The sequence below is a fragment of the Caballeronia sp. LZ024 genome, assembly GCF_031451455.1.
Taxonomy (GTDB): Bacteria; Pseudomonadota; Gammaproteobacteria; order Burkholderiales; family Burkholderiaceae; genus Caballeronia; species Caballeronia telluris.
Genome location: NZ_JARUXL010000001.1, coordinates 628873 through 645940 on the forward strand (window position 1 = coordinate 628873; position 17068 = coordinate 645940).

At 64.1% G+C, this 17068-nt stretch carries 19 protein-coding genes; 8 read left to right on the forward strand and 11 right to left on the reverse strand.

What is annotated here, in order from left to right; all coding sequences use genetic code 11:
* Positions 1 to 11 precede the first annotated feature (11 nt).
* Positions 12 to 245: a 50S ribosomal protein L28 gene (gene rpmB, locus QCE48_RS03025; protein ID WP_035926472.1), complete on the reverse strand. Its 234-nt coding sequence runs from the start codon at positions 243 to 245 to the stop codon at positions 12 to 14.
* A gap of 226 nt (positions 246 to 471) precedes the next feature.
* Entirely contained in the window at positions 472 to 1218 is a 747-nt protein-coding gene (gene radC / locus QCE48_RS03030) for a RadC family protein (protein ID WP_309786190.1), read from the reverse strand.
* A gap of 189 nt (positions 1219 to 1407) precedes the next feature.
* Here radC and QCE48_RS03035 point away from each other — a divergent pair, with 189 nt between their 5' ends.
* From QCE48_RS03035 to QCE48_RS03065, 7 genes are all read left to right on the forward strand, one after another.
* Entirely contained in the window at positions 1408 to 1863 is a 456-nt protein-coding gene (locus QCE48_RS03035; RefSeq protein ID WP_309788286.1) for a peptidylprolyl isomerase, read from the forward strand.
* A 2-nt stretch (positions 1864 to 1865) separates the two neighbouring features.
* Complete coding sequence (gene ispH, locus QCE48_RS03040; RefSeq protein WP_309786189.1) at positions 1866 to 2822, forward strand: 4-hydroxy-3-methylbut-2-enyl diphosphate reductase; 957 nt, start codon at positions 1866 to 1868, stop codon at positions 2820 to 2822.
* A gap of 433 nt (positions 2823 to 3255) precedes the next feature.
* On the forward strand, positions 3256 to 4479 hold the full coding sequence (locus QCE48_RS03045) for a branched-chain amino acid ABC transporter substrate-binding protein (RefSeq protein WP_309786188.1): 1224 nt from the start codon (positions 3256 to 3258) through the stop codon (positions 4477 to 4479).
* 237 nt (positions 4480 to 4716) lie between these two features.
* Positions 4717 to 5667, forward strand: coding sequence for a branched-chain amino acid ABC transporter permease (locus QCE48_RS03050; RefSeq protein ID WP_087630831.1), 951 nt, complete (start codon positions 4717 to 4719; stop codon positions 5665 to 5667).
* Positions 5668 to 5682: 15 nt separating this feature from the next.
* Entirely contained in the window at positions 5683 to 6852 is a 1170-nt protein-coding gene (locus QCE48_RS03055) for an ABC transporter permease subunit (protein WP_309786186.1), read from the forward strand.
* A gap of 15 nt (positions 6853 to 6867) precedes the next feature.
* Positions 6868 to 7644 (forward strand): ABC transporter ATP-binding protein, encoded by a 777-nt coding sequence (locus QCE48_RS03060; protein WP_309786185.1) that lies wholly within the window; start codon positions 6868 to 6870, stop codon positions 7642 to 7644.
* 17 nt (positions 7645 to 7661) lie between these two features.
* Positions 7662 to 8366: an ABC transporter ATP-binding protein gene (locus tag QCE48_RS03065; protein ID WP_087630828.1), complete on the forward strand. Its 705-nt coding sequence runs from the start codon at positions 7662 to 7664 to the stop codon at positions 8364 to 8366.
* Positions 8367 to 8424: 58 nt separating this feature from the next.
* On the opposite strand, the gene QCE48_RS03070 is transcribed toward QCE48_RS03065, so the two are convergent.
* The 3 genes from QCE48_RS03070 to QCE48_RS03080 all read right to left on the reverse strand — a co-directional run bounded on the left by QCE48_RS03070 (position 8425) and on the right by QCE48_RS03080 (position 11344).
* Positions 8425 to 8856: a GNAT family acetyltransferase gene (locus QCE48_RS03070; RefSeq protein WP_309786183.1), complete on the reverse strand. Its 432-nt coding sequence runs from the start codon at positions 8854 to 8856 to the stop codon at positions 8425 to 8427.
* Positions 8853 to 10037, reverse strand: coding sequence for an acetylornithine transaminase (locus QCE48_RS03075; RefSeq protein ID WP_309786182.1), 1185 nt, complete (start codon positions 10035 to 10037; stop codon positions 8853 to 8855). Before QCE48_RS03075 ends, QCE48_RS03070 begins: the two co-directional genes overlap by 4 nt.
* A gap of 275 nt (positions 10038 to 10312) precedes the next feature.
* Positions 10313 to 11344 (reverse strand): CDP-6-deoxy-delta-3,4-glucoseen reductase, encoded by a 1032-nt coding sequence (locus tag QCE48_RS03080; protein ID WP_309786181.1) that lies wholly within the window; start codon positions 11342 to 11344, stop codon positions 10313 to 10315.
* Positions 11345 to 11454: 110 nt separating this feature from the next.
* Here QCE48_RS03080 and QCE48_RS03085 point away from each other — a divergent pair, with 110 nt between their 5' ends.
* Positions 11455 to 12507 (forward strand): NAD-dependent epimerase/dehydratase family protein, encoded by a 1053-nt coding sequence (locus QCE48_RS03085; RefSeq protein WP_309788285.1) that lies wholly within the window; start codon positions 11455 to 11457, stop codon positions 12505 to 12507.
* On the opposite strand, the gene QCE48_RS03090 is transcribed toward QCE48_RS03085, so the two are convergent.
* From QCE48_RS03090 to QCE48_RS03115, 6 genes are all read right to left on the reverse strand, one after another.
* The gene (locus QCE48_RS03090) at positions 12500 to 12676 is read right to left on the reverse strand and encodes a hypothetical protein (RefSeq protein ID WP_309786180.1); all 177 of its coding nucleotides are present in this window, start codon (positions 12674 to 12676) and stop codon (positions 12500 to 12502) included. The two genes, QCE48_RS03085 and QCE48_RS03090, sit on opposite strands and share 8 nt — an antisense overlap.
* A gap of 168 nt (positions 12677 to 12844) precedes the next feature.
* Positions 12845 to 13552 (reverse strand): 16S rRNA pseudouridine(516) synthase, encoded by a 708-nt coding sequence (locus QCE48_RS03095; protein WP_309786179.1) that lies wholly within the window; start codon positions 13550 to 13552, stop codon positions 12845 to 12847.
* A 177-nt stretch (positions 13553 to 13729) separates the two neighbouring features.
* Positions 13730 to 14836, reverse strand: coding sequence for a TIGR03118 family protein (locus QCE48_RS03100; protein WP_309786177.1), 1107 nt, complete (start codon positions 14834 to 14836; stop codon positions 13730 to 13732).
* 171 nt (positions 14837 to 15007) lie between these two features.
* Entirely contained in the window at positions 15008 to 16234 is a 1227-nt protein-coding gene (locus tag QCE48_RS03105) for a hypothetical protein (RefSeq protein WP_309786175.1), read from the reverse strand.
* A 352-nt stretch (positions 16235 to 16586) separates the two neighbouring features.
* Complete coding sequence (locus tag QCE48_RS03110) at positions 16587 to 16793, reverse strand: hypothetical protein (protein WP_309786173.1); 207 nt, start codon at positions 16791 to 16793, stop codon at positions 16587 to 16589.
* Entirely contained in the window at positions 16790 to 17059 is a 270-nt protein-coding gene (locus QCE48_RS03115; protein ID WP_309786171.1) for a hypothetical protein, read from the reverse strand. The genes QCE48_RS03110 and QCE48_RS03115 overlap by 4 nt, the downstream gene beginning before the upstream one ends.
* Between the last annotated feature and the right edge of the window lie 9 nt (positions 17060 to 17068).

Below are 17068 nucleotides of genomic sequence, written 5' to 3' on the forward strand. Positions count from 1 at the left end.
TTCAGTGCTCCTTAGACTTCACCGCGTGCGCGCAGGTCTGCGAGCACAGCGTCGATACCGTTCTTGTCGATCAGGCGCAGGCCGGCATTCGACACGCGCAGGCGGACCCAACGGTTTTCGCTTTCAACGAAGAAACGACGGTTCTGCAGGTTCGGCAGGAAACGACGCTTGGTACGGTTGTTCGCGTGGGAAACGTTGTTGCCGCTCATCGGCGCTTTCCCAGTTACTTGGCATACGCGTGCCATGAGAGCACTCCTAATACGCTGAAATTCTGAGTTCGAACGCCTGGTGAAACCCCCGGTGCGCATGCCTTTGACGGCATTACCAAAGAGCAACCCCACTAACATTCCGCGCTCGGAACAGGTTGGTTGAAAGAAGCAAACCGAGATTCTAGCAGCAAAAACTCAGCAATATCAAGCCTTTTTGGTTTCGTTCCAATTGGGATGGCGTCCCGGCCCGCGCATTTTTGCCTCAAATCCAGCCCTGTCGTGCGAAAGAGAATACGTCGTTCGAGGCGACGACCAGATGATCGAGCAGCCTGACTTCGATGAGCGTCAGTGCGTCCTGCAGCGTGCGCGTGAGCCGGCGGTCGTTGGCGCTCGGCGCGACGCCGCCCGACGGGTGATTATGCGCGACGATCAAACCCGCCGCGTTCAGCGTCAGCGCGCGCCGCACGATTTCGCGCGGATACACCGCCACGCGCGTGATCGAGCCGCGCGCCGATTCCTCCGCGAGCAGCAACTGATGGCGCGCGTCGAGATAGAGGCACACGAAGACTTCATACGGACGCGTGCCGATCAGCATCTTCAGATAGTCTTCGACCGCGCCCGGCGAATCCAGCAGCGCGCGCTCCCGGGCGCGTTCCGCGAGCGCGCGCCGGCACAACTCCGACACCGCCAGCAGCTGCGCCGCTCGCGCGGGCCCGATGCCGCGCAGCGCGCAAAGCTGTGTCGCGGAGGCATCGAGGACGCTGCGCAGGGTGCCGAAATGCGCGAGCAGTTCGCGCGCGAGATCGACGGCGGTTCGGCCCGGAATGGCGGAATGAAGGAAGAGCGCGAACAGTTCCGCGTCCGAGAGCGAAGCGGCGCCGGCGTCGAGCAGCCGCTCGCGAGGCCGTTCGCCTTCTGCCCAGTCGCGAATCGGGGACACGCGCGGCGCGGATTTCACCGGTTTCGCGGAATCGTCGGCGCCTCCGACCAGCCTCAGCGCGGCCGTCATGCGGGCCTCCGCACGGTGAGACACAGCCACGCCTCCATATAGTACGGCCCGTCGCGCGCGATGATCCGACGCGGCACGTCGGTCGCCGACCTTGGCTTACAATGGCGGTTTGGCGCGCCGCGGCGCCTGGCATTCGCGGCGCATGTTGCGCGCGCGCCGTCTCTGACTGTTCGGTTACATCCAATACACATGAGCATCATCGATATCTCCGAGGTGAAACCCGGTTCGCACGTCACGCTTCACTACCGGCTGGCACTGGCCGATGGTGCCGACATCGTCAATACCTTCACCGACAAGCCCGCGACGCTCCTGCTCGGCGCAGGCCAGCTCGCTCCGCCGCTCGAAGAAATTCTGCTCGGGCTGAAGGTCGGCCACCATTCGACCTTTCAGCTAACGCCGGAGCAGGCGTTCGGTCCCCGAAATCCCGAGCTGCTCCAGCGCGTGTCGCTCGCGACGCTGCGCGAAAACAGCATGATCAACGAGGATTTTTCGCCGGGCGATCTCGTCGAATTCAATGCGCCGGGTGGCGGCCGCTATGCGGGCGTGCTGAAGGAAGTGGGCGAAACCTCGGCGCTGTTCGATTTCAACCACCCGCTTGCCGGCCAGGCGCTGGCGTTTGAAGTGAAAATCATCGGAATTCTGTAGCCATGAGCCTCGCTGACACCCTGACCGATGTCGAAATCCTCCTCGCGCAGCCGCGCGGGTTCTGCGCGGGCGTCGATCGCGCAATCGAAATCGTCGAGCGCGCGATCAAGCTGTTCGGCGCGCCCATCTACGTGCGTCACGAAATCGTGCACAACGCCTATGTCGTCGAGGATCTGCGCAAGAAGGGCGCAATCTTCATCGAAGACCTCGCGGACGTGCCGTCGGGCAGCACGCTGATCTTCAGCGCGCACGGCGTGTCGAAGGCGGTTCGGGCGGAAGCCGAAACGCGCGGCCTGCGCGTGTTCGACGCCACCTGTCCGCTCGTGACCAAGGTCCACATGGAAGTCGCGAAGATGCGCCAGGAAGGCTTCGACATCGTGATGATCGGCCACAAGGGCCATCCGGAAGTGGAAGGAACAATGGGGCAGTCGGGCGAGGGCATGCATCTGGTCGAAGATATCGACGACGTCATGGCGCTCGCGCTGCCGAATCCCGAGCGCATCGCCTACGTGACGCAGACGACGCTATCCGTCGACGACGCCTCGGCCATCATCGACGCGCTCAAGTCGCGTTATCCGGCGGTGAAGGAGCCGAAGAAACAGGACATCTGCTATGCGACGCAGAATCGCCAGGACGCAGTGAAGTTTCTCGCACCGCAGTGCGACGTGGTGATCGTGGTCGGCAGCCCGAACAGCTCGAATTCAAGCCGTCTGCGCGAAGTGGCCGAAAAGCGCGGCATCCCGGCCTACATGGTCGATTCGCCGACGCAGATCGATCCGAAATGGGTCGAGGGCAAGAAGCGCATCGGCGTAACGGCGGGCGCCTCCGCGCCGGAAGTGCTCGCGCAGGCGGTGATCGCGCGGCTGCGCGAACTCGGCGTGTCCAGCGTGCGGCCGCTCGAGGGCATCGAGGAAACAATTTCCTTCCCCTTGCCGCGCGGACTGACATTGCCGCAGTAATGTGCCGCAAAAATAGAAGCGCCCGTCGGGGCGTTTCTTTTTGGTTCCAAATTATCTTATACAAGATAAAAAAAGGTTAAGCGACGCGACGCGTTCGACGTAAGGACCGGAGCATTCGCACTTTTCTGGTGCGTTCCGCTCAAACCGAGCATGGGTTCGAAATAAGGGCATTCCCTTAGGCCGTGCAGGCTCGCCGAACCTTACAATCCGCCGCCTGCCGAAGACTTACATTTTTGGTGCAACTACTGCACAAACACGGATCGCAACCTGGTTGCGCCTCCGCGCGAAAATCGGTCGAAAAGTGCGGTTGCAATGCAGGAAAACCCCTGTCACAGAACAATATTGCCCGTCCCATAATTAGAGTTACAATGCGCGCGTTCCAGCCCGGAAGGGCTTGAAATATCGGCTTTTAGAGGCGCAGGAGACCTATTTAATGCGAGTCAAGTTTGCTTACGCCGTGACCTTCGCGGCTGCGGTTGCAATGGCAACCGCATGCGGCAAGAAGAGCGATGGCGAGGCGGGCACGGGGGCATCGGCCGCCAGTTCGGCGGCAGCGCCCGCGGCGGCTGCACCGTCGCCGGCGAGCGAGGCGGTGACGGTCGTCAAGATCGGCCACGTTGCGCCCCTCACTGGCTTGCAGGCGCATCTCGGAAAGGATAACGAGAACGGCGCGCGCCTCGCAATGGAGGAAATCAGCGCGCAGGGACTCACGATCGACGGCCATCCGATCAAGCTCGAACTCGACGCCCAGGACGACGCCGCCGACCCGCGCACGGGCACGGAAGCCGCCCAGAAGCTCGTCGACGACCACGTGGTCGCCGTCATCGGACATATGAATTCGGGCGTGTCGATCCCGGCGTCGAAGATCTATCGCGACGCGAACGTGGCGCAGATCTCGCCGTCGACGACCAATCCGGACTACACGAAGCAGGGCTTCAAGACGACGTTTCGCGTCGTCGCCACCGACGCGCTGCAAGGCCCGGTGCTCGCCGACTACGCGATGAAAACGCTGCACGCGAAGAAAGTCGTGATCGTCGACGACACGTCGGCCTACGGCCGCGGTCTCGCCGATGAGTTTGCGAAGACCGCGCAGGCGGGCGGTCTGAAGGTGATGTCGCGCGAGGCGACCAGCGAAAAGGTTCGCGACTACAAGGCGATCCTCACAAAAATCAAACGAGCCCAGCCCGACGTCGTGATGTACGGCGGGATGGATGTGACCGGCGGCCCCTTCATTAAGGAAGCGGCGGCGGCCGGCATCAAGGCAAAGATCCTGGCCGGTGACGGGGTGTGCACCGACAAGATCGCGGAGCTTGCGGGCGACGCCGTACAGAACCTGGTCTGTTCGGAAGCGGGACTCGCGCTTTCGAAAATGGACAAGGGAGCGGATTTCGCCCAGAAGTACGAGGCCCGCTTTCACACGCCGGTGCAGATTTACGCGCCGTTCACGTATGACGCGATGTACGTGATCGTCGACGCAATGAAACGCGCCAATTCCATCGAAGCGCCCAAGGTGCTCGCTGCGATCGCGTCGACCGACTACAACGGTCTGACGGGACACATCGCATTCGACGACAAGGGCGATTTGAAGGCAGGCACGATCACGCTTTACGACTTCAAGGACAAGAAGAGAAACGTCCTCGATGTCGTGAAGCAGTGATGGCGCGGCGTTTGCAGCCTGTTTGCAGCCTCGACGGCGCCGGCTACCCGGTGGCGCCGTTTCCGTATCCGTCCGACAGGTGTTCGCCGCCACATCCGGCAGCGGGCGCGGGTCGAGGCGATTGACCCTTACCGGTTTTTTTACACGTACGCGCGGTGCCGTTCTCGATTTCGCTTCACACCGGTTTATCGGCCGGTGATAAAGCGGTATCCAGTCGCACGGGCTAAGGAGCTTTTAATGGATATTTTCATCCAGCAGATCTTGAACGGTCTGGTGCTAGGCAGCGTCTACGCCATCATCGCACTGGGCTATACGATGGTGTACGGCATTCTCGGCATCATCAACTTCGCTCACGGCGACGTGCTGATGGTCGGCGCGATGGTGGCGCTTTCCGCGATCGGCGTCATGACGAATCACTTTCCCGGTCTGCCCGGGCCGATCATGCTGGTGATCGCACTGGCGGTCGCGGCCGTGGTCTGCGCGCTGGTCGGCTACACGATCGAGCGGGTTGCTTACCGGCCGTTGCGCAAGGCTCCGCGCCTCGCCCCGCTGATCACCGCGATCGGCGTCTCGATCCTTCTCCAGACCCTCGCGATGATGATCTGGGGCCGCAACCCGCTGCCGTTCCCGCAGCTCCTCCCGACCGACCCGATCAACGTGATCACCGCGACGGAAACGCGTCCGGGCGCCGTGATCTCGATGACCGAAATCGTGATCATCGTGGTGGCGTTCCTCGTGATGGGCGGCCTCCTGCTCCTCGTGCACAAGACCAAGCTCGGCCGCGCGATGCGCGCGATCGCCGAGAACCCCGGCGTCGCGTCGCTGATGGGCGTGAACCCGAACTTCGTGATTTCCGCGACCTTCATGATCGGCTCGGCGCTCGCCGCGCTCGCCGGCGTGATGATCGCCTCCGAATACGGCAACGCGCACTTCTACATGGGCTTCATTCCGGGCCTGAAGGCGTTCACCGCGGCGGTGCTCGGCGGGATCGGCAACCTGGGCGGCGCGATGGTCGGCGGCGTGCTGCTCGGCCTCATCGAACAGTTGGGCGCGGGTTACATCGGCAACCTGACGGGCGGCGTCTTCGGCAGTAACTATCAGGACGTGTTCGCGTTTGTCGTGCTGATCATCGTGCTGGTGTTCCGTCCGTCCGGCTTGCTCGGCGAACGTGTGGCTGACCGCGCATAACAGGGAGCGAAAAAAATGACATCGATTCAACCGATTGAGCCGTCGACGACGCTCATCCCCGAGAAAAAAGGCGCGAAAAGCTACGCGATCACCATCCTGGTCGCCGCGCTCGTGATCATGGCGCCAATGGTGATCGGCGCGGCCGGCGGCAACTACTGGGTGCGCGTGCTCGACTTCGCGATGCTCTACGTGATGCTCGCGCTCGGACTCAACGTGGTGGTCGGCTTCGCCGGCCTGCTCGACCTGGGCTACATCGCGTTCTACGCGGTCGGCGCTTATGTGGCCGCCTTGCTGTCCTCGCCGCAGCTCACGAGCCAGTTCGAATGGATCGCGCAACTCGCGCCCGGCGGCCTGCACGTGCCGTTCCTCCTGATCGTGCCCTGCGCGATGGCGCTCGCGGCGACCTTCGGCGTGCTGCTCGGCGCACCGACACTGCGTCTGCGCGGCGACTATCTCGCGATCGTGACGCTGGGCTTCGGGGAAATCGTGCGGATTTTCATGAACAACCTCGATCGTCCGATCAACATCACGAACGGTCCGAAGGGTATTACCGGCATCGATCCGGTGACGGTGGCAGGCTTCAATCTCTCGCAGACGCACACGTTGTTCGGCCTGAAGTTCCCGTCCGTGTACATGTATTACTACCTGTTCGTGCTGTGCGCGCTCTTCGTGATCTGGGTGTGTACGCGTCTGCAACACTCGCGCATCGGCCGCGCGTGGGCCGCGATCCGCGAAGACGAAATCGCCGCGAAAGCGATGGGCATCAACACGCGTAACGTGAAGCTGCTGGCGTTCGCGATGGGCGCGTCCTTCGGCGGATTGTCGGGCGCGATGTTCGGTGCGTTCCAGGGCTTCGTGTCGCCGGAATCGTTCACGTTCTGGGAATCGATCGTCGTGCTGGCGTGCGTGGTGCTCGGCGGCATGGGCCACATTCCGGGCGTGATTCTCGGCGCGGTGCTGCTCGCCGTGTTCCCCGAATTCCTGCGCTCGACGATGGGTCCGCTGCAAAACGCCATCTTCGGCCATCAGATCGTCGATACCGAAGTCATCCGCCAGTTGCTGTACGGCCTGGCGATGGTGCTGATCATGCTGTATCGCTCGGAAGGCCTGTGGCCCGCCGCGAAACACGAAGACAAGATCGCGAAGATCGCAAAGCGCGCTGGCAAGAAGCCGGTGCGCGCCTAAGGCGGGGGAATTCAAATGAGCGATAAACAAACTCGATTGTCCGTGCAGGGCGTGAACAAGCGCTTCGGCGGCTTGCAGGCGCTCTCCGACGTGCGCCTCGAAATCAAGGAAGGCGAGATCTACGGCTTGATCGGGCCGAACGGCGCCGGCAAGACGACCTTCTTCAACGTCATCACGGGCCTCTACACGCCGGATTCGGGCGTCTTCAAGCTGGATGGCGAAGCCTATACGCCGACCGCCGTCTATCAGGTGGCGAAGGCGGGCATCGCGCGCACGTTCCAGAACATTCGCCTGTTCGGCGGCATGACGGCGCTGGAGAACGTGATGGTCGGGCGCCACGTGCGCACGAAGCACGGTCTGATCGGCGCGGTGTTCCAGACGCCGTCCGAACGCCGCGAAGAGCGCGAGATCAAGGAACGCGCGCTGGAATTGCTCGAATACGTGGGCGTGCTGCAATACGCGGATTACACGTCGCGCAATCTGTCGTATGGACACCAGCGGCGTCTGGAAATCGCGCGCGCGCTGGCGACCGATCCGAAGCTGCTCGCGCTCGACGAACCCGCCGCCGGCATGAACGCGACGGAGAAGGTCGAACTCACGCGTCTGCTCGACAAGATCCGCTCGGACGGCAAGACGATTCTCTTGATCGAACACGACGTGAAACTGGTGATGGGATTGTGCAACCGCATGACGGTGCTCGATTACGGCAAGGTGATCGCCGAGGGTCTGCCGCAGGACGTGCAGAAGGACCCGAAGGTGATCGAGGCATATCTGGGTGCGGGGGTCCACTGATGTCCACAACTAACGCGATGTTGAAAATCAAGGGCCTGCAGGTCAATTACGGCGGCATTCAGGCGGTCAAGGGCGTCGATCTGGAAGTGGCGCAGGGCGAACTCGTCACGCTGATCGGCGCGAACGGCGCGGGCAAGACCACGACGATGAAGGCGATCACGGGCCTCAAGCCGTATTCGGCGGGCGACATCGAATACATGGGCCAGTCGATCAGGGGCGTGCCGACGCACGAACTTTTGAAGCGCGGTCTCGCGATGGTGCCGGAAGGACGCGGCATCTTCGCGCGCATGTCGATTCTGGAAAACATGCAGATGGGCGCGTACCTGCGCAACGACACCGCCGAGATCCAGAAGGACACCGAACGCATGTTCGGCTTCTTCCCGCGACTCAAGGAGCGCGCGTCGCAGTACGCAGGGACGCTTTCGGGCGGCGAACAGCAGATGCTGGCGATGGCGCGCGCGATCATCTCGCGCCCGAAGCTGCTGCTGCTGGACGAGCCGTCGATGGGTCTCTCGCCGATCATGGTCGAGAAGATCTTCGAAGTGGTACGGGCGATCTCGGCCGAAGGCATGACGGTGCTGCTCGTCGAGCAGAATGCGCGGCTTGCGTTGCAGGCGGCCAACCGCGGCTACGTGATGGACTCCGGACTCGTGACGATGTCCGGCGACGCCAAGACGATGCTGAACGATCCGAAGGTGCGGGCGGCTTATCTGGGCGAGTAAAACGCGCCACGCCGCTTCAAATAAAAAACCGCATGCGTTCCAAACGCATGCGGTTTTTTTATGCGCTTTGCAGCCGCTTGCCGAAGCTCACGACTTCATCCGCGCGGTAGCCGAGTTTCGCGTAAAACGCCTGCACGCCGGATTTGCTGGTCAGTATCTGCAAGTTGACTTTCGGACATCCGCGTTGCGCCAGTTCGCTTTCCGCGTGCTGCACCAACGCTCGTCCATACCCGTGCCGACGCATGTCTTCCGCGACGGCGAGCGAATACAGCCATCCGCGATGCCCGTCGTAACCCGCCATGATCGTGCCGATCACGCGCGAATCCACCTCGCCGACGAAGAACAAATCCGGCTGCGTCGCGAGCTTGTTCGCAATCGACAAACGCGGATCGCGCTGCGGCCTCGACGCATCCGCGTACTCGGGAAACGCTTCACGCCAGAGCGCGATCACCGGATCGGTGTCGCGCGCGTCGAACACGCGGATCTTCACAGCGAATCCAGCACGGAACGCAGCATGGACATCATCTGGTCGATCTCGTCGTTCGTCACGTTGAGCGCGGGCATGAAGCGCAGCAGGTTCGGACGCGCGGCGTTCAGCAAAAGGCCGTCGGGCTGCATCGCGCGCGCCTTCTCGACGATCTGCGGACCGTTGTCGGCATCGAGCAACAGCGCGCGCAACAGGCCTTCGCCGCGTTCGCCCTTGAAGCCGCGCTCCTCCGACAACTTGAGCAACTGCGACTTCAGATACTCGCCGCGCTCGCGCACGCCTTCGAGAAAACCGGGCGCAGTCAGTTGCGAAATGACCGAATAACCGACGGCCGTCATCAGCGGATTGCCGTTGTAGGTGCCGCCCTGATCGCCGGGTTCGAAGCAGGCAATCTCCGCCTTCGAGAGCAGCGCCGCGAGCGGCACGCCGCCGCCGATGCCCTTGCCGAGCGTCATGATGTCCGGCTGGACGCCCGACAGTTCGTAGGCGAAGAGCGTTCCCGCGCGGCCGCAGCCGCTCTGCACTTCATCGACCATCAGCAGCAGGTTGTGCTTCTGCGTCAGCGCGCGCAGTTGCTGCATGAATTCGCGCGTCGCGGGAATCACGCCGCCTTCGCCCTGGATCGGTTCGAGCATCACGCCGACCGTCTTCTCCGTGATGAGCCGCTCGACCGACGCGATGTCGTTCAGCTCGGCCTTCGGAAAGCCCGGCACTTGCGGCGCGTAGATGGTGTCCCACCCGGCCTTGCCGCTCGCCGACATCGTCGCGAGCGTGCGGCCGTGGAAGCTGTGGTCGAACGTGATGATTTCGTAGGCGCCGTCCCTGAACTTGCGGCCCCACTTGCGCGCGAGCTTGATCGCGCCTTCGTTCGCTTCCGCGCCGCTGTTGGCGAAGAACACCTTGTCGAAGCAGCTGTGCTCGGTGAGCAGGTCCGCGAGCTGGGCCATCGGCGCGTTGTAGAACGCCGGCGACGGGTTGATCAGCGTGCGCGCCTGCTTTTCGAGCGCCTCGATCATGCCGTCGTTGCAATGTCCGAGCGAGTTCACGGCCCAGCCCTGGATGAAGTCCAGATAGCGCTTGCCGGTGTTGTCGTAGATCCACGAGCCCTTGCCGTGCGTGAACACGATTTCAGGGCGGTTCGTGATGAACATCAGCGATTCGACGGGGTACTCATTGAAATTCATGACAGCGGGCTCCACGAGAGCGACAACGAGGGTTGAAAAGGGCGTCGGAAAAAAACAAAAGCCACGGTATCCCGTGGCTTCATTTCGTGCGCATCGATCAAGACATGAGCGCGAATCCGTGACGAGCCAGCGGCATCCCTAGGGAAGCGGCGAGCGGCGACGTCGGAGGCTGGTCTGGATTTCGATCATTCGCGAAGGATACGATACGAGGTTTGTGCGTGTAAACCGTGCAGCGCGGATTTTTTGTCCGCGCCGCGCGCGGCGAACGGTTGCTGTCAGACCGGATGCGCGAGATCGGCGGCGCTCGTGAACGAGTCCGCGTAGAACTCGTCTTCCGGCAGCCGGTGATGATTCGTGAAATCGCGCTGGGCCGATTCCACCATCACGGGCGCACCGCACGCGTACACCTGATACGCGCTCAGGTCCGGCAGATCCTCGATGACCGCGCGATGAACGAAGCCCGTGCGGCCGGTCCAGGCGTCGTCGGCGTCCGGTTCGGAGAGCACCGGAACGAAGCTGAAGTTCGGCACTTCCTTCGCCCATTGCTCGGCGAGATCTATCATGTACAGGTCCTTCTTGCGACGGCCGCCCCAGTAGAGCGTCATCGGGCGGCCGAGGTTCTTGAACGCCGCGTGCTCGATGATCGCTTTGATCGGCGCGAAACCCGTGCCCGAGGCGAGCAGCACGATCGGCTTGTCGGAATCCTCGCGCAGGAAGAACGTGCCGAGCGGGCCTTCGAAGCGCAGGATGTCGCGCTCCTTCATCGCGCCGAACACGTGATCCGTGAACGTGCCGCCCGGCATGTGCCGGATGTGCAGTTCGAGCGGGCCTTCGTGATGCGGCGGGCTCGCCATCGAATAGCTGCGGCGCTTGCCGTCCTTCAGGATGAATTCGATGTACTGGCCCGCAAGATACTGCAGGCGTTCGTTCGCGGGCAATTGCAGCTTCAGTTCGACGACATCGTCGGCGCAGCGCGCGAGCGCGTTGACGCGGCACGGCAGCTTCTTCACCTGCACGTCGCCGACGCCGGCCACTTCGCGCACGTCGATCTCGAGGTCGGTCTGCGCGGTCGCGCAGCAAAAGAGCGCCATGCCGCGGGTCTTCTCGTCGTTGGACAGCGCCGACGACGAATGCGGCGCCTGCTCGACTTCGCCGCTCACCACCGTGCCCTTGCACGACCCGCACGCGCCGTTCTTGCAGCCGTAGGGCAGGCCGATGCCCTGACGCAACGCGGCGATCAGCACCGCTTCATCGGGTTCTACTTGAAACTGTCGGCCGCTTTGCCGCAGCGTTACGTTGAAAGCCATAGATCGTTATGTGTTGGGGTGTGTCGAATACGTGTTTCATCGGCATCGAGCGCGGCCTGACCGCGCTCGCGTGCCGCATGAGCCTCGCATGCCGCGGCTACAATCACGGCATGATTGCCACTCGAAACCTGCGCCGTGCGCGCGTCCTGATCGTCGGCTGCGGCGATGTCGGGATGCGCGCCGTGCCGCTCTTCACGAAGCGGGCGGCAGCGCCTCGCGTGATCGCGCTCACGAGCCATCCTGTACGCGCCGCCGAACTGCGCGCCGCGGGCACGACGCCCATTGTCGGCGATCTCGACGACCGTGCGAGCCTTGCGCGGCTTGCGGGCCTCTCGTCGACCGTGGTGCATCTCGCGCCGCCGCAGAAGGAAGGCGACTGCGACCGCCGCACGCGGGCGCTCATTGCCGCGCTCTGCGCGAAACGACGCAGCGTCGCGCGCACGACGGTCAGCGCCGTGGCGCCGCATCGGGTGTGGCGCGCGTGGTTTCGCGCGAATGCCGAAGACAGATCGGCGCGCGCGCAAAACCCCGCCAGAACAGCGCCCATTGTACCCGACGAGCCTTTTGCGATAGCGCGCCGCCGCCCGCCGATCCGCCTCGTCTATGCGAGCACGACGGGCGTCTATGGCGACTGCGGTGGCGCGCTCATCGACGAAACACGGCCGGTGCACCCCGAAAACGCGCGTGCAAAGCGCCGCGTGTCGGCCGAATCGCAATTGCGGCGCGCCGCCGTGCGAGGCGGCTGGCGCGTGTCCATCGTGCGGATTCCGGGCATCTATGCGGCCAACCGCCTGCCGCTTGCGCGCATCGAAAAGGGCATGCCGGCGCTCATCGCGAGCGACGACGTCTTCACGAATCACATCCACGCCGACGACCTCGCCGCCATCCTCGTGCGCGCGATCCGGCGCGCGAAGCCGCAGCGCGTGATCAACGCGACAGACGACACGGACCTGCGGATGGGAGATTATTTCGATCGCGTCGCGGACGCGAAGGGCATGCCGCGCGTGCCGCGCATCACGCGACAAGCCGCCGAGGCGCAACTGGAGCCGCTGACGCTTTCGTTCATGCGCGAGTCGCGCCGCCTGATCAACGCGCGGCTCAAACGCGAACTCGGCTACGCGTTGCGCTATCCGAGCGTCGACGACTTCCTTCGCGCTAAATGAGCGCAGGGATCGTCTCCAGCAGCACGAAGCAGAGCAAGGCGCCGATCAACGCGCCGATGAGGTTCGGCGCGTACTTGTGTCGCATATGCATGGTGACGAGCAAAGCGCCGATCAGGACCGCGCTCAGCGCGACGAACGCCACGAGCGCGACGGTCATGTGGGAGCCCATGATGCCCTCCTGCCATTTTGATAGTCGTTATTCAGCTACCCGTTAGACAAGTATAAGAGTCCGCCGGCGATAAGGCATGCTGCGATGCAGCGCAGCGCGCTAGGTGGTTTTACGGACTTGCATGATCGTTCGATTTTCCTGCCGCGACGCCGCGCGGCGGCCTTGCGGCTAGTCGCGCCGCAGCGCCGCGAGTTCCGCTTCGTCGAGCCAGCACCAGGCGCCGGCGGCCAGTGTCGTCGGGAGAACGAAGCCGCCGATCCTTTCGCGATGCAATTTTTCCACCCGGTTGCCCGCCGCCGCGACCATGCGTTTCACCTGGTGATATTTGCCTTCGAGCACGCTGAGTTCCAGCAGATGGTCGTCGCGCCGCACGGCGGCGAGTGCCGCGCTCGGCTTCGATTCGCCGTGCAGCAGCACGCCTTCGGCGAGCGCGCCGAGTTGCGCTTCGTCGAGCGGATGGCGCGTGGTCGCGAGATAGACCTTCGGCACCTTGCGCTTGGGCGATGTGAACGCGTGGACGAACGCGCCGTCGTCGGAGAGGAGCAGGAGCCCGGTCGTGTCCTGATCGAGCCGGCCGACGCATTGCACGCCGCGCGTCGCCAACTGGGGCGGCAGCAGATGGAACACGCTCAGGTGATGCTGCGGATCGCGCGAGCACTCGTATCCCGCCGGCTTGTTCAGCGCCAGATAAGCCTTCTCGCGATATCGCCACGCCTGGCCGTCGACTTCGAAATCGAGCGGCGGGGTCAGCGGGAAATCCGCGTCGGGGTCCGTGCAGAGCGCGCCCGCGACCCGCACGCGAGCGTCCGCGACGATGCCCCGGCACTGGCGGCGCGTACCGAAACCCTGGGAAAAGAGAATGCGTTCGAGATCCATCGGAGGTGTCGGAAGTGAGTCGCGCATTTTAACAATGCGCCGGACCCAGGCGGCCGGATGAATCTGGACGAAAAAGAACGCGCCGCCCGGTAAGCAGGCGGCGCGTCAAGGGCATCGTGCACCGGATTCCAACCGCGAATCCGATGCCGTGCCGGGGAAACCGACCGAACGCTCGCGTTACTGCATGTCGAGCCGGCCATAGACGCCGTCGGCTTCGTCATTCGGGCCGGCCGCGAAGAAGAGCGTGTTGGTCGGCTGGGCGTTGAGCCCGTTGCCGAACGCAAGGCCCCAGAGACCGGACTGCGCGAAGGTCGAGCCGTCCGGGTTCGTCACCGTGCCGACGAGCTTTCCGCTCGTCGGGTCGAACGCGTGGATCGTGCCGTCGCCGAAATTGCCGATGAGGAGGTCGTTGGAGAGCGTCCCGAAGTTGCCCGGCGCCTGCGCGATGCCCCACGGTGCGTTGAGCTCCGAGACGTGATCGAGCCTTTGCAGCAGATGTCCGTCCGTATCGAACACGTCGACGAAACCGAGGCCCGCGCCCGCGACGTCGTCGTGCGCGTCCGCGTCCTGTTGCGCGTAGGTCACGTAGAGCTTCTGGCCGATCGCCTGAATGCCGAACGGCGCGAAGTTGCCGGGTATCTGCGAGTCCTGGAACGCGCCCGCGAGCGTGACCTTCTGGAACGCCGTGTCGAACACGTCGATGCGGTTGTTGTGGAAGTCCGTCGCGTAGAGCCGCTGGCCGCTCGACGCCGTCGCGATCGCGAGGCCCTTGTACACGGCGCCCTGCGCGCTGGAATCCGACACGGTGATGGCGTGCGTCAGATCGACGGTCGGCGACCACGCGGTGACGGAGCCGCCTTCGCCGACGAAAATGAACGCCGCCGCGCCCGTTTTGCCCGCCTGCGACACCATGAGATCCGTGGTGCTGCCGTTGAACACGATGCCGGTCGGGCCGGCGGGGCCGGATGCGGTCGCGGGAATTGCGACGACGAGCGATTGCACGACGCCATTGCCGTCGTAGAGCGTGGCCGTCTGGGTGGCGTTGTTCGCGACCCACACGAAGCCCTTCGGGTTGAACGCGACGCCCCACGCGTTTTTGAGATTGGGGTCCGTGTGTGACGCGGCGACCGCGCCGTCGGAGACGAGGATCGTCGATTTGAAGCGCGTCGCCATCGGGTTGTTGTCGTCCGAACCGCCGCACGAGGCGAGGCCCGACAGGGCCGCCACCGCGGCCACCGATGCGATGAGGATCGCCGCACGCGCGCGCAGCGCTGCTGGTTTCATGATGACGACTCCCTGGCGCGAGGCGCGCCCGTAGTGTGTGTCGTCATCTTTAAACGGACGCCGGGCGGGGCTTATTCCGGTGCGGCGGGAGATTTGCTCGCTGCGGTGCGGCGCGATCCGGATGGCGGGCAGGCGCGAGCGGCGAAGCGGTGCGTCAATCGCGTGCTCGATTCAGTGCGCGTCGCCGCGGCCCTTCGCGACGGTCGGGACGCCCCAGCCGAACCAGGTGAACGAGCGATCGGGCTGCGGCGCGGCATCGGGCTTGCGTTTTGGCGGATTCGGATGGGCTTCCGGCGCCGGAACAGGCGACGCAGCAACGATGGCGGGCCGCGCCGGCGCGGGTTTGGTCCGCGTCGATACGCGCCGCGCGAGCGCGAGCGCCTGCGGATTGCGTGCGTCGAGCGCGAGCGCCTGATTTGCGTGGCGCGCGACACACGCCGACGACTTCGTCGGGCACGCCTTCGCGCGCTGCAACGCGGCATCGCGCTGACTTTCGAGCCGCGTGAGGCGCGTCGCGACGCGTTGCACGTCCGGGCTGCTTTGCTCGCTGCCCGGCATCTCGTCGATGTAGCGGCGCGCGGCGGCGAGATCGCGATTGGCGATCGCCTTGCGAGCCGCCGACGCGCTGCGGGCGGGCTGGGCGTCGCGCGGCGCGGTCTCGGCGATAACGGGGGCAGGCGGCGCCGTGCGCGGCGCGGCGGGCGGCGCGATCGCCAGCGGCGGGCTGGCGAGCGCGGTCTCCGGCGACGCGGGAGCGGCCGTAGCGGCGGGCGGCACATTCGCGACCTGACTCGACGGTGCGTGCGCCGACGATGCGCCGGAAGGGCCGGGCGAGTTGGAGAGCGCGGTCGTAGTCGTGGTCGCCGGTTTGGCGGAACTGGCCGCTGCAACGTGTTCCGGCGCAGCGGGCAGGGTCGCGGCGACTGCGCCCCTGGACAGGGGCGGCGGCGCGCGCCGGGCGGCGGCGATAGCCGGGCTTCGCGGGTCCGGCGCGATCGATCCGCCCGAGCTTTGCGCTTCCGTGACGCGCGGCGTCTGGATGGTGGTGTCGATGTTGGCGAGGATGAACGCACCGGCCGCAAAGCCGATCACGACGACGCCGCCTGTCGCGAGCACGCCGCCGACGAACGAGCGCTTCTTCGGCGCTTCGATTGCCGGCGCGGCATCGCCCTCTTCGCGGATGCTCGGATAGGTCACGAGCGCATTGCGACGCACTTTCGTGACGAGCCAGCCCGCGCGCGGCATCTCTTCGGCGAGGCGCAGGGCGTCGGCGCTGAAGATCGCGCCTTCGCGATCGGCGCCGCACTGCGGGCAGGTATCGTCTTCGGCTCTCGACGCAGCGCCGCAGCGCGCGCAGATCACCGAATCGAGCTGCAGTGAATACTTAGAGCGACTCATGCCGCACCCGTTGAGTTTTCGCCTGGACGACAATGGCCGGGCGTAACGTACTTGGCCGCAGAATAACTCGGGAAGGCGAACAATCGACGTGTTCGCTGGCAAATTTCTCAATAATGGCGAGATTTTTGATCATTCACGCCCGTGTCGAAGTTTCGCCGCACCGCATAAATCGCGGCGAGAGTTCGTGCGGCGAAACGAGTATGTCAGCGAAAATCGAGCGCGGCTACGCGGCCGCGCACACTTGTCCGACAATTGGCGGATTCAGGCGGATATGGACGGGTTTTTGCGCAATTGAGGCGGGGCGCGTTGGAACATGCGAGGGAGAGGGCCGGTGCCGCACCACCGGCGCTCATCAATCTCGACCGTGGCGCTCGTCGTCGTTATCGCCGGTTAGCAACTCGGACAAGTCCGCGGGCTGCATGCGTTGCATCGCCTTTTCAATCTTCTTGTCGTATCGGCGGTCACTTGGATCGCCTTGTTTCTGCGTCTTGCGTCCGTACCGTTGTACGAAGCATTGCAACTCGCCGGCCAGACGATTTTGTTTGCGACGGTCGGTCACGATAAGGACCAAGGATCGACTTTCTCACCTGTAATCACAAAATCACGATAGGCCGCGAGGACTGTAGCGCGTTGCTCGACTGTCCAGCCGCATTGGATATGCAGTGACCGCGCCCCAACGCGTTTTATCGTTTCGCGCTTCGTCGTGACTTCCCGGATCGGTCCGAACTGTAACGTAGGCATGTTTGCCACGTGTCCCACGCCGCTGAGATCCAGCCCGACGAGGACCGAAAGGCGCTGGTTGATCTGTTCCGGTGTATCAATCATCTCAGTCAC

Excerpts from the sequence above, each read along its gene's own strand:
- QCE48_RS03115 (WP_309786171.1), bottom strand. The coding sequence starts at position 17,059 with ATGATTGATACACCGGAACAGATCAACCAGCGCCTTTCGGTCCTCGTC.
- rpmB (WP_035926472.1), bottom strand. The coding sequence starts at position 245 with ATGGCACGCGTATGCCAAGTAACTGGGAAAGCGCCGATGAGCGGCAAC.
- QCE48_RS03085 (WP_309788285.1), top strand. The coding sequence starts at position 11,455 with ATGATTGCCACTCGAAACCTGCGCCGTGCGCGCGTCCTGATCGTCGGC.
- QCE48_RS03045 (WP_309786188.1), top strand. The coding sequence starts at position 3,256 with ATGCGAGTCAAGTTTGCTTACGCCGTGACCTTCGCGGCTGCGGTTGCA.
- radC (WP_309786190.1), bottom strand. The coding sequence starts at position 1,218 with ATGACGGCCGCGCTGAGGCTGGTCGGAGGCGCCGACGATTCCGCGAAA.
- QCE48_RS03100 (WP_309786177.1), bottom strand. The coding sequence starts at position 14,836 with ATGAAACCAGCAGCGCTGCGCGCGCGTGCGGCGATCCTCATCGCATCG.
- QCE48_RS03050 (WP_087630831.1), top strand. The coding sequence starts at position 4,717 with ATGGATATTTTCATCCAGCAGATCTTGAACGGTCTGGTGCTAGGCAGC.
- QCE48_RS03080 (WP_309786181.1), bottom strand. The coding sequence starts at position 11,344 with ATGGCTTTCAACGTAACGCTGCGGCAAAGCGGCCGACAGTTTCAAGTA.
- QCE48_RS03090 (WP_309786180.1), bottom strand. The coding sequence starts at position 12,676 with ATGGGCTCCCACATGACCGTCGCGCTCGTGGCGTTCGTCGCGCTGAGC.
- QCE48_RS03075 (WP_309786182.1), bottom strand. The coding sequence starts at position 10,037 with ATGAATTTCAATGAGTACCCCGTCGAATCGCTGATGTTCATCACGAAC.
- QCE48_RS03060 (WP_309786185.1), top strand. The coding sequence starts at position 6,868 with ATGAGCGATAAACAAACTCGATTGTCCGTGCAGGGCGTGAACAAGCGC.
- QCE48_RS03095 (WP_309786179.1), bottom strand. The coding sequence starts at position 13,552 with ATGGATCTCGAACGCATTCTCTTTTCCCAGGGTTTCGGTACGCGCCGC.
- QCE48_RS03065 (WP_087630828.1), top strand. The coding sequence starts at position 7,662 with ATGTTGAAAATCAAGGGCCTGCAGGTCAATTACGGCGGCATTCAGGCG.
- QCE48_RS03035 (WP_309788286.1), top strand. The coding sequence starts at position 1,408 with ATGAGCATCATCGATATCTCCGAGGTGAAACCCGGTTCGCACGTCACG.
- QCE48_RS03105 (WP_309786175.1), bottom strand. The coding sequence starts at position 16,234 with ATGAGTCGCTCTAAGTATTCACTGCAGCTCGATTCGGTGATCTGCGCG.
- ispH (WP_309786189.1), top strand. The coding sequence starts at position 1,866 with ATGAGCCTCGCTGACACCCTGACCGATGTCGAAATCCTCCTCGCGCAG.
- QCE48_RS03055 (WP_309786186.1), top strand. The coding sequence starts at position 5,683 with ATGACATCGATTCAACCGATTGAGCCGTCGACGACGCTCATCCCCGAG.